10 protein-coding genes are annotated in these 13,946 nt (G+C 46.6%); 5 read left to right on the top strand and 5 right to left on the bottom strand.

Annotation, left to right across the window (positions count from 1 at the left end; all coding sequences use genetic code 11):
- Window positions 1-192 precede the first annotated feature (192 nt).
- Genes Dpoa569_RS16980 through Dpoa569_RS16960 form a run of 5 tightly spaced genes read right to left on the bottom strand, consistent with a single transcriptional unit; the run spans window position 193 to window position 5,554 of the window.
- Window positions 193-1,437, bottom strand: coding sequence for an MFS transporter (locus Dpoa569_RS16980; RefSeq protein WP_042868376.1), 1,245 nt, complete (start codon window positions 1,435-1,437; stop codon window positions 193-195).
- The gene (locus Dpoa569_RS16975; protein WP_042868378.1) at window positions 1,430-2,332 is read right to left on the bottom strand and encodes a GNAT family protein; all 903 of its coding nucleotides are present in this window, start codon (window positions 2,330-2,332) and stop codon (window positions 1,430-1,432) included. Before Dpoa569_RS16975 ends, Dpoa569_RS16980 begins: the two co-directional genes overlap by 8 nt.
- Window positions 2,332-3,234: a cupin domain-containing protein gene (locus Dpoa569_RS16970; protein ID WP_227983086.1), complete on the bottom strand. Its 903-nt coding sequence runs from the start codon at window positions 3,232-3,234 to the stop codon at window positions 2,332-2,334. Before Dpoa569_RS16970 ends, Dpoa569_RS16975 begins: the two co-directional genes overlap by 1 nt.
- Window positions 3,235-3,257: 23 nt before the next feature.
- Complete coding sequence (locus Dpoa569_RS16965; protein WP_164837099.1) at window positions 3,258-4,415, bottom strand: JmjC domain-containing protein; 1,158 nt, start codon at window positions 4,413-4,415, stop codon at window positions 3,258-3,260.
- 29 nt (window positions 4,416-4,444) lie between these two features.
- The gene (locus Dpoa569_RS16960) at window positions 4,445-5,554 is read right to left on the bottom strand and encodes an arginase family protein (RefSeq protein ID WP_164837100.1); all 1,110 of its coding nucleotides are present in this window, start codon (window positions 5,552-5,554) and stop codon (window positions 4,445-4,447) included.
- A gap of 407 nt (window positions 5,555-5,961) precedes the next feature.
- Here Dpoa569_RS16960 and Dpoa569_RS16955 point away from each other — a divergent pair, with 407 nt between their 5' ends.
- From Dpoa569_RS16955 to Dpoa569_RS16935, 5 genes are all read left to right on the top strand, one after another.
- The gene (locus Dpoa569_RS16955; RefSeq protein WP_155683843.1) at window positions 5,962-6,135 is read left to right on the top strand and encodes a hypothetical protein; all 174 of its coding nucleotides are present in this window, start codon (window positions 5,962-5,964) and stop codon (window positions 6,133-6,135) included.
- 1,068 nt (window positions 6,136-7,203) lie between these two features.
- Complete coding sequence (locus tag Dpoa569_RS16950; protein ID WP_038903497.1) at window positions 7,204-7,428, top strand: type II toxin -antitoxin system TacA 1-like antitoxin; 225 nt, start codon at window positions 7,204-7,206, stop codon at window positions 7,426-7,428.
- A 117-nt stretch (window positions 7,429-7,545) separates the two neighbouring features.
- Window positions 7,546-8,670: a site-specific integrase gene (locus Dpoa569_RS16945; RefSeq protein ID WP_038918036.1), complete on the top strand. Its 1,125-nt coding sequence runs from the start codon at window positions 7,546-7,548 to the stop codon at window positions 8,668-8,670.
- Between the two features lie 251 nt (window positions 8,671-8,921).
- Entirely contained in the window at window positions 8,922-10,919 is a 1,998-nt protein-coding gene (locus tag Dpoa569_RS16940; protein WP_128569669.1) for a site-specific DNA-methyltransferase, read from the top strand.
- A complete protein-coding gene (locus Dpoa569_RS16935; RefSeq protein WP_042868390.1) occupies window positions 10,919-13,903 on the top strand; it encodes a restriction endonuclease in 2,985 nt (994 codons plus the stop codon). The genes Dpoa569_RS16940 and Dpoa569_RS16935 overlap by 1 nt, the downstream gene beginning before the upstream one ends.
- The last annotated feature ends 43 nt before the right edge of the window (window positions 13,904-13,946 follow it).

Here is a 13,946-nt window from a genome sequence, read left to right as displayed (position 1 = left end):
TGACTCAGGGAAGAAGTAAGATCAGGGGAGGGCCGCTCACACACGAAAGCCGTCTGTGGGATTTCACACCGCACCGATGCTGGCAAATAAGAGGCGGCGGCCTTATGCAGTGGAAAATGCCCCGTCTACCCCCGGACCAGGCTCCGCACAGTGTTCCGGATTGGGACTGCAGGTGCAGGATCCACAGCAGCCCTAATCCAGTGGCGCCGCTGAATTCTCCATATTGCAGCGTTCAGCATTTTTTTTCATGTACAGATAAACATTAAGGGCAAGCAGAAGAAAAAGCAGCGCGGTATCAGCGGATAAAATCCAGACAATGTCACCGGACTGCAACGCTGTTCCTATAGTGGTCATCCCGAAGAATGTTACTACTGAACGCGGAACACGAAATGCGGCCATGGTCTGGCCATATTCGCCTTGAGGACTTGCAGCCCTGACCTGTCCGGCAATAAAAATCGACCACCACACACCTGTGAGTTCAAGGCAGAGGGCAAGAGAGGGAAGAAACCACGGCTTTTTGTCATAACCACAGAAAGTAAGTAAGGCCGCTACCGAAAAAATAAGTAAAAAGGTGCTCAGGAAAAAACGCCATCTGAAGTTAACCGTTGTTTTCCCCACCGAGCGGGGATAAAACCACGAAGCCAGGCTGTCAAGAATGCCGCTGATCGCTCCCAGAATAAAAACAGCAGCAAACGGTGTGGTACCTAATGAAAACGCAATCACGTCAAAATTGGTATTAAACGACGTCTCCGTAAACGCCATAACGCACATAGCCAGAGCAAGAAACCAGTTTCGTTTCAGGCACCGGAACGTCTGATGATAAATACCGGCGATGTCTTTTTTTTCCGTTTCATGAATTGCCTCGTCCGGACCGGCGCAGGCCTTACCGCTAAGCAAGGGGACAAGGGTAAGGGCAGAGAGTAGGAAGCAGCCGGCGGCAACACTAAAAAACAGGGAGGGTGGATAGCTGTCATAAAGGGCGGCAAGCAACAGTCCGGTTACGAAAACGGCCATTCCGCTGATATATGACGCCACGGCCACACTCGTTTCATAATTCTTATGAAGTTCAGGCAGCAGATACTGGTTAACGATAATCGCCGCAAAATTTACGGTGAGGGAAAATGATATGACCAGTACTGGTGTGACAACGGGCCTGAAATGCGTCTGGTTTCCGAAAGTGAAAACCAGAAAGACACAACACGCCTGCGCAGTTATCAGCCAGAAAAACCGGTGACGGGTCTGATCGATGATCCGCCCGGCCAGAGGTCCCCAGAACAGGCTTGACAGCGCTGTTGAACCTATCAGCACTGAAATAATAAGCGGGTGTGTTTTGATTTTAACCAGGTAAAAAGAAAAAAAACCCAGATAAAGGCAGAAGCCGAGTGTGGAAAACAGTATGAAAAAACAGAGCGTTAACTGCCGGAAGCTCTTAATCATGTATATCTCCATCACTCAGAAAAACATATTCCATCACCCGCTTTCTCCCGGTATGCTCAGCAGCGCGTATAGAAGGAAGGTTGCTGCTTTCGATAGTTCCCCAGAGCGATACTGGCTGCGGCAGATTGCCGAGGCAAGAAAGTAAGGCCTGTTGTGCTGAGCCAGCTACGTGCTTTCCCCGAAAACGCGGAATAACAATCTCTTCGGTGATCCACATTCCGGATATAAAAGCCCGGCGACCATTCTCACAAATGATAAAACCCGCACGCGACTTTTCAGAAAGTATGATGAACAGGTTTCCATCACCAATGGCATCACGTATGTCTTCTTCATCCGCGGGAACCACCTTATCCTTCAAAAAAGGAAAGCGGGAATACGTCTCGGCATAGGCAAGTTCCAGAGCCTTAAGACACCACTCAACTGACTGCAGGCTTGCCCGTTCAAGGTGGACGGCATGTCCGTTGATAACATCTTCTTTCTTTTCATGCATACTGTCGCCGACATAAAAAAACTGATCGGCACGACCGCGCGTATCTTCAGACACCAGACGGAGAAGACGGACTGAACCTGCTCCCATGGGTTGCCATACGTCTAGTATTGACGCAATTGCCCGCCTGGTCAGAGGAGCAGAGCTGGCGACTAGATCAATAAAAGGCTTTCTCAAATCGCCGCCTCTGTATCTCGGTCCAGTGAGATATTCATTACCGTCGCAGGAAATGATTTTCTGAAGAAAAAATTCCTGAGGCAGACCGGTTTCCCTGAAAGGAAAGTTTGATGAAAACTTACTGTCCTCACACCAGAGCAGTTGTTCATCAATATAGTTTTTCATGCCGTCTCTGAGTAACCCGGGTTCAACAGGCAGGCTACTGAACTGCTCAAGCATATAATCAAGCATTAACTTGTTCCTTTTATTTCCACGGGGATGCCTGTTTTATAAAAAGAAAGAATGAGGTTAGTGACGTCTTTTCTGCCAGCCCCGGGGCGTATACAGAAACTGGTCAGGCTCTGGCGTTCAAATATGTGATGAAAGACTTCTTTTGTTAATTCAAGGACGTTTTCCTGACACGCAAAACGGATGTGTGAATGCCCCTCTTCAGTTATTACATCATGGCCAGTATGCAGTATCAGTTCGCCTCTCCCGAGCAGATTTCCCATACTGTAGAAAAATTCCATCGGGGAGAGATATCCGGCGTGATCTCCCACAGTCGTGGGTTCGGGGAAAACAGGGAAAGAGGATACCCCATTAACGAGCCCCACCGTCAGGTGCAGTGATTGGTGTTTGTCTTCCGTTACCGGGTCATGAAGCGTCCCTTTCCGGACGAAGAGAATATCGCCTGCTTTAAGCGTGATTCCTTCGCGTTCAAATTTCCATTTTTTCTTTCCCGCGAGCTGCACAATGACCACATCGTGGTCATCTGTGTGCGCACCCGCTCCGGCGCTTTCAGCGGGCGACCAGTAAATATTATAATGAGACAGAATCCTGTGTTTTTCAGCCAGATAAGTGTACAGAGAATAATATTCCGGTATCCTCTTTTCGAGGTGGTTAAATACGATAGTCCGCTTACGAAGAAGCATAATGGCCATCGTGTAAAATCCCAGTACGCCGTCAGTACATGTCTCACTGGCAGGGTGGTAGACATCACCAAAGCAGAGTAATTTAATGTCTTTTTCAGGATGATGAATCCCCCGGAAAAGATGGCGGACTGAATAATTAAATAAAGCCTCTGAAAAGGATGCGTTCCCCTCAAGCAATAAGTAGTCACTTTTAAAAGAACCCGTGTCTGTCAGCAGAGTCATAAGTTCTCTCATCGGAAAGGTAATCATACCAGCACTCCGGTGCGGATCATTTGCGTGATAACTTGACTGAAAACACCTTCCGGATTTTCATCACTGAAACCATAACTGAAGCCGGGTCTGGACATCTCATTCTTCAGGTCAAAGATCTTATCCGCAACTTCGTTTTTTACTAAAAAATCTTTTCCTCGAAGATATATTCGTGTTGCGCCGCCTTCCGTTTCCCCGAAGATAATATCACCATGATACTTGTAAGCTTTTTTTTTCGTTCTTCTTGATGGAGAAGTATATTTGAAATAATTATTACTTTTTAGCCTGCTTATAAGTCGTGCCAGACCTTTCTGTGAAATAACATCAAGGCTGACTTTTTCAAAGTCTGACGGGATCACGGCTGTTATATTATCAGTGACGTTGCCTTCAGCCGACAGTGCCAGAGTAATATGCGGATCTTCGGCGTCGTGTAAACTAAGAAAATCTGACAAAAAAGAAGTCAGTAATTGTGACCTTTTCATTTCATAAGGGGCAATACCCAGTGTTACGGAAAACTCCGGGTTTTCCAGAACATGATACCAGTTCTGAGGAATAAATAATGCATCCCCCGGTCGCAGTGTGACCTCAGTCGCCCAGGAAAGGGTTTCTTTAAGATTAAAGGAGTCAGACTGTACGACCGGCGCAATGTCTTTTCTGGCCGGATCCCATATCCATGCTTTTTTTATTCCGGGGCCGAGGTGATAAAGAAACGTGTGTTCCTGATCTTTGTGAATACCAAAAGGTGTCAGGCTGTATCTCCCCATGAAGCTGTAAACATCAATCCCCTGGCTCGGAATACCGTATTTTTCCACCCATTCCTTATTGAAACCCTGGTTAATCTTCTGAGCCAGCGAATCAGACCATCCGTTCAGTCCGTTGATGACGGCACAAAAGCTGGAGGCGCCCGTTATCCTCTCAAGCCATTCACTGAGGCTTTCATCCTCACGGGGGGTATGATTCGAAACGCTGTAACCAAAGTCATCCCGCGTGCCATTATTAATAAACACACGGGCATTGAGCAGGCTCTCTGAAATATTCCTTCTTTTTCGGATAATATACTCTATATCAGCAAGCAGCGCGCCAGGATCGGTCAGGACTCCCGACTGATGGTAGAATTCATTGATATTAAAATCTGTCAGGTGACCGGTTAACATGCTTACACACATTTTTACCTCCTGATTAATCAACTGATAATGAGTGAAATTATTTTATCAAGCAAAGGCATTTCATGGTTAAACGGGTTCCCTTTTTTATCAAAACCACAGGTGAATTCCATGATATCGGCACCCTCAACGGAAAAGCATGAGTTTTTTATCAAACTCAGAATATCGATTATTACTTCTTCACTCATCCCCTTATCCAGCGGTGTCGTGACGTGCGGGAAAATTTCAGGATCCAGCACATCTGCATCAAAACTTATATAGACTTCTTTTCCCGCTATTAATGACGCGAGCCTTTTTTTATCGTCCCTGCTCATCTCTGCACTGAACTGGGTGATGGACGACGAATTAAGATAATTTTCTGTATATCTTATCGTTTTTTCCCGCACGCCAATCTGAATCACTGTCCTGACGGCGTTATCAGCAACGAGTCGGGAAACAAAATTTGCATGATAAAGAGGGACGTTTGACTTATCCGTGCTGGTATTGATATCCGAATGCGCATCCAGTTGTATCAGTACGATTTCAGGGATAAACCGCGAGAGCTCTGCCACTGCAAAATAGGTCAGCGAGTGATCTCCCCCGAACATCATAGTTTTATTGTCTTTCTCTTTAATTTTTCTGACAACATGCTGAATTTTTTTTCCGAAGCTGTATATATTATCAGTTGTATTATACGCGATGTCACCTATGTCTCTCATTTCAGCGTGTCTCCGTCCTAACTTTCGGTAAATATAAGGGCCATGAGCCGGTGAGCGAGGCGGATCTAATGCGAAATCTGCCGGGGCACCAAAAAAGCACCACTGGTTCAGACGGGTGTCAGGTATCGATAATGCCGCCTTCTGCATTCGCGCAGGGTTATATAAAATTCCGTCTTTTAACAATTCATCGTCCTTTTGGGAGATTAATATATCGTTAAAGTACAAAAGAGAAGTTATTTCCTTAAGCAGCTCATTTTCTGTTGAATGCAGTTTTTTTAAGCTTATTCCCTGTTCTGTTATTTTTCTCAAAAGCTGATACATCTTGCCGCTTACTGCCACACTCACTCTTCTTTCATTAAGTATAAGTTCAACCTTATCCCCCCCTTCAGTGATTACGGCATTCCTGTTTATGACAAGATCATCTTCATGCATATTCCACCCCCCCGCCATGAATACAAAATAATTACCTCATATTCAGGAGTTTTCAATATGCCTTTTTAGATGATTTAATTTTTTCGCAACAAAAAAATATTAACAATATGATTGTCAGGGAAAATCAGACCAAAAAAAATCCCCCTCCTTTCTTTAATAGTTTAAAGCTACCAATCTAAAATTTTAAAGAAATGAGTTTTAAATAAAGAAAAATAAAAAAATATTTTAAGGCGCAAAGCTTTCTATTTTACTGAGGCTAAAGAAAATTTTAATCCACCCCATTAATTCTCACTGTTAAATAAGTTTTTTCATAACCTTATATGTTGACTTTCATTTAGGCACAATACAAAAATCCCCCTGCCAGACGTTACTGGCAGTTTGACCAACTTTAAATATTGGAGGTATATATGTCCTTGAATAAATATGGTGAGTCACAGAAAGATAACCTGGATAAAATCGCGGCTGAGCTGTCGGCTTTCAGTCACGACGATGTCATTGTGGAAGTAAAAAAAGACAGTAACAATCACATCGATATTGGCGGTGGCGGATTAGGACGTGATCGTCGCGATACCGGTCACTGATGAGAAAATGGGGAGCAGCCGTCGGGCTGCTCCTTATTTAAGTAATGGGGCTTTGCTGGCCAGGCGTCGACATATTCACGCCACTTTTCGTTGTATTACCATTCCCATTTAAGTATCTCTTTGCACGAAATCTTGCATCACCAGACCGCAGAAAATCCCTGCTCCCTCAGACGCTGGCAGATGCAGGTATGACAAATGAATCGATTTCTTTGTTTAAATACAACGCTGATTTATACCGTTTTCAGTGATAAAAACTACTCGTGTTTTCTCTCGGTCAACAAAAGCTTCATCCCCTGAACCGCTATAGGTTGCTTCCCTTTCTTTTACAACCTTGATGACGTCAAAATCCCTGTAGGAAAGGAAGGGGGTTAATAAAAAAGGGCTCTGTGAACAAAGTAATGCCGATCAGTTAAGGATCAGTTGACCGATCCAGTTGCTATGTAAGAATCCGGAAATGTTGAGCTGTTTGGAGTTGCGGATGGCATATAAGTCAGGGGCATGGTGGGGGCTTTGTAGTTTATCGAACTGACAGGCTCCCAATAAACCCCGGATGAAAAAATCTGACAGTACCCGTTGATACGCCAAATTTTTATTAAATAACTGATTTTTATGTTTTATTTTATGTGTGGGATCGTCCCGGAACAAAAATCTGGTGCCCGGATTCGGTGGACTAACGCCGCAGGTGTTGAACAGTGCGGTTTTCCCGCAAGCCCGAAGGGCGAGCTTCGCCGAAACGAGTTATTGAACGTAGTAGTTCGATGGAGAACCCATAATCTGAAATGCAAAAACCCGCCTTGTGGGCGGGTTCTTTAAATAAGTGGTGCCCGGACTCGGGATCATTCAGCTTTCTATTAAGTTGAAATGTAGCATAAATTTTAACCGTGGTTGTTGTCAAGACCCGTAGGTTGACCCGTATTTTCATAGATAGATCAGAATGATGGGATGCATATATGCGAAAAACGCCCGGCTCGTTCCTTCGGTTCGATTCCCAAGCTACAAATCGTAATGATATAAGCCTTATGCAAACTGTATAATTATTATCCAGAAGGAACCGCGAGGGATGACATTATGTCGGCATCAAAAGACGTTTCTGCTAAACGCGTGGCATTAAATTTACGTACCGAGCCTGATGAACAAGCCGTTACTGAGGAGACGTTGATCGATCAGCCGATTATCATGGCAGGTCCAGATGCTTATCAGGAATTCCTCGTCCGCTTGGGTCAGCCTCCTGCACCAAATGCCTCACTTTGCAACACCATGCAAACACTTGCACCGTGGGAACAGAAAAAATGAGCTCAGCCCCTGAGCCACCCCACGCCGCATTGGAAGGTTCATGCGAGCAGAGACCTAAATGCGCGCTCTAATTTGTTGTATTGTCTTTCCCTTTGACCAATAGGGAAGACAATAGTAGTGAAAAAACGTATAAAAAAGATACTGTTAAGTAAAGCGTTGGATAAGTATTTTTCCACGGTTTCGCGACATAAACGAGGACAATTGCAGGAGTTCTATCGAATCAATGTTATCAAGCGTTCGCGTTTGGCTAATAGAAATATGGATGAAATTTCATCCATAGACATTGCAGAATATAGAGATAATAGATTATCGGAATTTAACGCCAGAACGCAAAAGCCGATAAGTGCGAATACTGTGCGACTGGAATTAGCATTGTTATCGGCGCTTTATAATCTGGCAAAAGTTGAGTGGGGCACATGCTCTATAAACCCTGTTGAAAATGTTCGCAAGCCTACCGTATCGTCAGGCCGTACCCGAAGGTTAACCACTCAGGAAGAACGACAGCTAACCAGATACTTCAAAGATAAAAATCCTGAATTATTGGCTATTTTTCAGATCGCATTAGAAACGGGAATGCGGCAAGGCGAAATTTTGTCGTTGAGATGGGAATATACCGATCTTCGCCTTGGTGTTGCCCATTTGCCTTTGACGAAAAATGGGACATCGCGAGACGTTCCATTATCATCAAAAGCACGGCAAATTCTGTGTGGCTTGGGTGAACGGCCACATCATGAGAATGGCTATATTTTTAGCTACACGTCGAGTGGGTTTAAAAGCGCATGGCGTGTGGCTTTGAAGGCTCTGGCTATCGACGATCTACATTTTCACGATCTCAGACATGAGGCAATCAGCCGATTCTTTGAACTGGGAACGTTAAATGTTATGGAAGTGGCTGCGATATCAGGTCATAAATCAATGAATATGTTGAAACGCTATACCCACCTTCGTGCAACACACCTCGTGAGCAAACTGGATGCACATAAGAAACAGGCTAAAAAACTAGCATCCATCTTTGTTCCTTACCCAGCGGATATTGATGTCGATGATACAACGGTTACACTGAAATTTTCCGATCTTGATAACCTGTCTGTGACGGCTTCAACGCATGATGATGCCTTGAAAATTGCCTCTGTGGAATTACTTCGATTTCAGGCTATAGCAGCGAAAAACGGTAAGAGGCTTCCGCCACCCGGCGCTATCTCAGTGAATTCGGTTGATAGGGTTCTTATCAGCCCACTGTAGTGATGCAGATAACCTTTAGATGACGATGTTGAGCTAAATATCGTCATTTTTTATGTCGGGAACCTCGACTAACCAAACTGTCTATTCAGACGACGTGTTTTACATATCACACTGATAATCTGGTGTGACATCAGTCAGAATCAGCAGGCACCTCACTCTGAAGTGCTAAATTAAGTTTTGCTATCGACTCAATGACTCGTAACATCCATATGTTATGTACAACAATCACTAAAACACACCGGATTATCAGTATGGCAAATGAACGTATTACTGAATATAGCGCTAAACAGAAAGAAAATGCGGAACAACGTTGCAGTATTGATGCTTTGGCTGAGGGTCGACAGGATGAATTTTGTTCATCACTTTCCGATATCAGTAACGACCTCTTTGGGATCCCGAGCACTACCCCGAATTTTCGCACCGAACTGGCTGGTCAGCTTGCTGAACTGATTCCAGAGGCTGTTGCTGATGGCAAGCTGGATGTTGAAAAGCTCCGTGAGCTGCTGGCTGATGATGTGGTTGACAGTAACGAACGCTTTGGCCTGTTTTGGCCGGGGAAAAAACGAGCTCTGCGTGCCGCACAAGCCCCGACAACTGCAACACTGAAACCAGACTTTGCTAACTCAAAAGACTGGGACGCGACGCAGAATGTGTTTATTGAGGGAGACAACCTTGAAGTACTGAAGATCCTGCAACGACACTATCACAACAAGGTCAAGCTGATTTATATCGATCCCCCTTACAACACCGGCAACGATTTTGTTTACCCTGACAACTACAGAGAGGGGCTGGATACTTACCTTGAGTGGACGCGGCAGGTGAACGAGGAAGGTAAGAAGGTTTCTACCAATAGCGAGACCGAAGGGCGCTATCATTCTAACTGGCTGAACATGATGTACCCGCGCCTTAAGTTAGCCCGTAATCTGCTTACAGATGATGGGGTGATTTTTATTTCGATCGATGACAATGAGCTAGATAATCTGAAGAAGTTGTGCAATGAAGTTTTTGGAGAGGGAAATTTTGTAGACACAGTAATCTGGGAAAAAAGATACAGTCCGCAAAATGCAGCGCAATGGTTTTCAGAAGTCCATGACTACATTGTAGTATATGCCAAGAAAAAGGAAATTTGGCAGCCCAATCTTCTGGATCGAACCGAAGAAATGAATGCACGTTATCGCAATCTGGATAACGACCCCCGTGGCGACTGGAAACCAGTTGATTCAACAGCGCAAGCTGGGCATGGAACATCCAGTCAGTTCTATACGCTAACAGCACCCAATGGGAAACTGCATAATCCTCCAAGTGGGCGCTGCTGGCTTTATACGCATGAAGCCATGCAAAAAATGATTGCTGACAGCCGAGTCTGGTTTGGAACAGAAGGTGAGAACATGCCAGCAATCAAGCGTTTCATCACGGAAGTCAAGCAAGGTGTGACGTGCAAAACATTGTGGACATATAAAGAAGTCGGACATAACCAAGAAGCCAAAAAAGAAATCAAGACGCTTTTCAATGATGCTACTCCGTTCGACACACCAAAGCCAACGCGCCTTATTAATCGAATACTGCAACTGGCTACAAACAATGACTCCATCGTTCTCGATTTCTTCGCTGGCAGTGCCACCACCGCCCACGCCGTAATGCAGCTTAATGCTGAAGACAACGGCAAGCGTCGTTTCATCATGGTGCAACTGCCCGAACCTACTCCTGAAGCTTCAGAAGCGCGCAAGGCAGGCTTTGCCACTATTGCTGATATCTCGCGTAAGCGCATCGAACTAGCGGGCGAGAAAATAAAATCCGATGTTGCAGAAAGCAATATAGATACCGGCTTCCGCGCCTATAAGCTGACGGACACCAATTTCACCAAATGGCGCGTCACCAGCGATATCGAACCTGACAAGCTAACCCAGCATTTGCTCGACCTGCGTGGCAGTAGCGTTGATGATGCCAGTCCCGATGACCTGCTTACTGAGCTGCTGTTGAAACTCGGCTATTCGTTGAACGAACATCTCAGTATGCAGACTATCGCCGGGCTGGACATCCGTGCCATCGCTGGCGATACCGATAAGCCACGCCTGCTAGCCTACTTAAACGAGCGAACCAAACCCTCATTGGAACAATTGCGGGAACTGGTGAATGCCGAACCTACGCGTCTGATCGTTCTGGAGGATGCCTTCCAAGGCGACGACGAACTTAAAACCAATATTGCTCAATATGCTAGGAGTAAAGGTATTGAGCTGAGGACGGCGTGATGAACCATCATTCTCAAAATACGGGCTTTCAATTTGATTCGCAGCAGCAGTATCAGCTTGATGCCATCAATGCCGTGGTGGATTTGTTCGATGGTCAGCCAAAGGACGCCGACAAGATCGCGATTGCCTTGCGTGGCAGCGTTGCCAGCCGGGAAGGTGAGCTGGATTTAGGCATTGAACAGGAGGTCGGCGCTATCGGCAATAATCTGGTGCTGGATGAAGGCACTATCCTTGTTAACTTACAAACAGTACAGGATCGCAACGGGCTGGAGGTCAGCGAAAAACTGGTTGATGACAAACTGGATTTCGACATCGAAATGGAGACCGGTACGGGTAAAACTTACGTTTATCTGCGTACCGTTTTCGAACTGGCAAATAAGTACGGTTTCACCAAGTTTATCGTTCTGGTTCCCAGCGTTGCCATCCGTGAAGGCGTGAACACCAGTATTCGCCTGATGTACGAGCACTTCCGCAGCCTCTATCCGGCTCAGCCTTTCGATGCCAATGTCTACAGCGGCGACAAGGCTGAGGAAGTACAGGCTTTTGCTACTGCGACCAACGTGCAAATATTGGTGATGACAATCGACGCGATACGCGGTAACAAGAATACGCGCATCATTCACCAGCAGCGCGACAAACTCAATGGCTTGCGTCCTCTGGATTACCTCAAAGGCACGCATCCCGTGGTTATCATGGATGAACCACAGAATATGGAGTCGCTACTATCGCAGTCGGCAGTGGGCGAACTCGATCCTGTATTTACGCTGCGCTACTCGGCCACGCATAAGCAGCGGCGAAATCTAGTCTATCGGCTCGATCCGGTTGACGCGCACGATCTCGGTTTGGTGAAGCAGATCGTTGTGGCTGAAGTCGCTCAGCACGGTGCGGATGTTGCACCTTACGTCAAGCTGATGGAAGTGAAAGACACAAAAGCCGCGAAACTTGAACTGGCTTGTCGAAAGGCCGATGGATCTATCGCGCGTCGTAGCAAAAAAGTCAAACCGCATCAGGAATTGTCCGATGTCACTGGAAATCCGGCTTACGCTGGCTGGCGTATTAATGCTTTAAGCATCGCCGCCTTCGGTGCATCAGCCTGTATTGAACTGACGCCGAATGGAAACCTGCTGCACGAAGGTGAATCTCTGGGCGGCGCAACGGGCGCGATTTACAAGGAAATGATTCGGGAAACCGTGCGTGAGCATTTGCGCAAGGAAGCGATGTTACGTCCGAAGGGGATTAAAGTATTGAGTCTGTTTTTCGTAGACAAGGTGGTGAGTTTTCTCGGCGACGGGGTGAATAACGAAGACGCAAACGGCGAGTTCACGAAGTGGTTCGATGAGGTGTTCAGGGAAGAGCGTAACAAGTCTGACGTCTACCAAAAATTGCTGCCGCAGGATCCTTGCGAATTACGGCGTGCGTATTTTTCCCAACTGAAAACGCGTGGCGGAACGGCCTTTGTGGATTCATCCGGTACAACGGCCAAAGATGACGATGCCTACAAACTCATTATGCAGGATAAGCAACGTCTGCTGGACGGCGATGAACCGGTTCGCTTTATTTTTAGCCATTCCGCATTGCGCGAGGGCTGGGACAACCCCAACATATTTCAGATTTGTACGCTGCGTGAAATGGGGGCGGAAACGGAACGTCGGCAAACTTTGGGACGTGGTCTTCGCCTGCCGGTAGCGAAAACAGTAAAAGGCTATGAGCGTGTTGCCGACCGCAGCATTGCACAGCTCACCGTGGTTGCTAACGAATCTTATGCTACGTTCGCTCAGAATCTGCAAGCCGAATACAAAGACGCGGGCGTAGCCATCGGACAGGTCCGACTTAATGAATTTGCCAAGCTGATGAAGCGGGATCCTTATGGCGCGATGACAGATGACATGCTGGGATTCAAAGCCTCTTCTGCCGTCTTCAAACATCTGGAAAACGCAGGATTCATCAGGGATGGTAAGACAACCTCCATGTTTCTGCCGGATGCAGAAGGATTCTCGTTACATCTGCCTGCCGAGTTCAGGTCCTACGAATCAGATATTATCCGGTGCATCCTTAATGCGGGTATTGAGAAATATGTGAAGCCTGTAAGCATGAGGGCCAAGCGTAAATTCAACAAAGAACTCTACGCCTCGCCGGATTTTGAGAGGCTTTGGAGCGCTATCAGCCAGAAAACTACTTATCGGGTGACAGTTAAACACCCTATGCTGATCGAGGCGTGTATAAAGGCGATCAAGGCTGAACCCAAAATCCAGCCGTTACGTATTGATGTCACCCGTGCGGGTGTCAGGGTGCTGCGTGGCGGCACGCGAGGGCAAGAGCTGGGGGCGCGGACTGTCGACCTAAAAGGCAGCTATGACCTGCCGGACATTATCGGTGAGTTGCAGCAAGGTACGTCTCTTACGCGCAAGACGCTGGTGGACATTCTCACCGGCAGCGGCAGACTGGACGAGTTCATTGCTAATCCGAACGACTTTATGGCGATGGTACGCCGTTGTGTAGAGGGCGAACTACAGCGCGTCATTGTCGAAGGCGTTCAGTATGAAAAGATTGGCGGATCCGTCTATGAACTCCGCGAGTTGCAAGCCGACGGCCTTGCCGAAAAGGATTTCTTCAAAGAGCATTTGTACCGCGTCGAACACCCCGAGAAAACCGATTTTGATTACGTCGTGTTTGATGGCGGGCCGGATAGCCCAGAGCGAAAGTTTGCCGAGTTTCTCGATCACCGCGAGGATATTAGGCTGTTTATGAAGCTGCCGCCAAGATTCCAGATCGACACGCCGGTTGGCCCTTATAACCCCGACTGGGCCATCATCAAATCCGAAGGCGGCGAAGACCGCATCTATATGGTTCGCGAAACCAAGAGCACCATGGATGAACAAAAAAGGAGGCCCTCCGAAAATGCCAAAATCAAGTCTGCCGAGGCACATTTCAGAGAAATTGGCATCGAGTATGCGGTTTCAGTACCTGAACAGTGGAATATCTGAGTGTCGGCTGTAGCTGCATGGGCCTGTGAGGAATAGGCTGGAT

This window comes from Dickeya poaceiphila, assembly GCF_007858975.2.
Taxonomy (GTDB): Bacteria; Pseudomonadota; Gammaproteobacteria; order Enterobacterales; family Enterobacteriaceae; genus Dickeya; species Dickeya poaceiphila.
This window is presented reverse-complemented; position numbering and strand designations above follow the sequence as displayed.

Coding starts and splice junctions, on each gene's coding strand:
- Dpoa569_RS16940 (WP_128569669.1), top strand. CDS start 8,922: ATGGCAAATGAACGTATTACTGAATATAGCGCTAAACAGAAAGAAAAT.
- Dpoa569_RS16965 (WP_164837099.1), bottom strand. CDS start 4,415: ATGTTAACCGGTCACCTGACAGATTTTAATATCAATGAATTCTACCAT.
- Dpoa569_RS16960 (WP_164837100.1), bottom strand. CDS start 5,554: ATGCATGAAGATGATCTTGTCATAAACAGGAATGCCGTAATCACTGAA.
- Dpoa569_RS16955 (WP_155683843.1), top strand. CDS start 5,962: ATGTCCTTGAATAAATATGGTGAGTCACAGAAAGATAACCTGGATAAA.
- Dpoa569_RS16980 (WP_042868376.1), bottom strand. CDS start 1,437: ATGATTAAGAGCTTCCGGCAGTTAACGCTCTGTTTTTTCATACTGTTT.
- Dpoa569_RS16970 (WP_227983086.1), bottom strand. CDS start 3,234: ATGACTCTGCTGACAGACACGGGTTCTTTTAAAAGTGACTACTTATTG.
- Dpoa569_RS16975 (WP_042868378.1), bottom strand. CDS start 2,332: ATGCTTGATTATATGCTTGAGCAGTTCAGTAGCCTGCCTGTTGAACCC.
- Dpoa569_RS16935 (WP_042868390.1), top strand. CDS start 10,919: ATGAACCATCATTCTCAAAATACGGGCTTTCAATTTGATTCGCAGCAG.
- Dpoa569_RS16950 (WP_038903497.1), top strand. CDS start 7,204: ATGTCGGCATCAAAAGACGTTTCTGCTAAACGCGTGGCATTAAATTTA.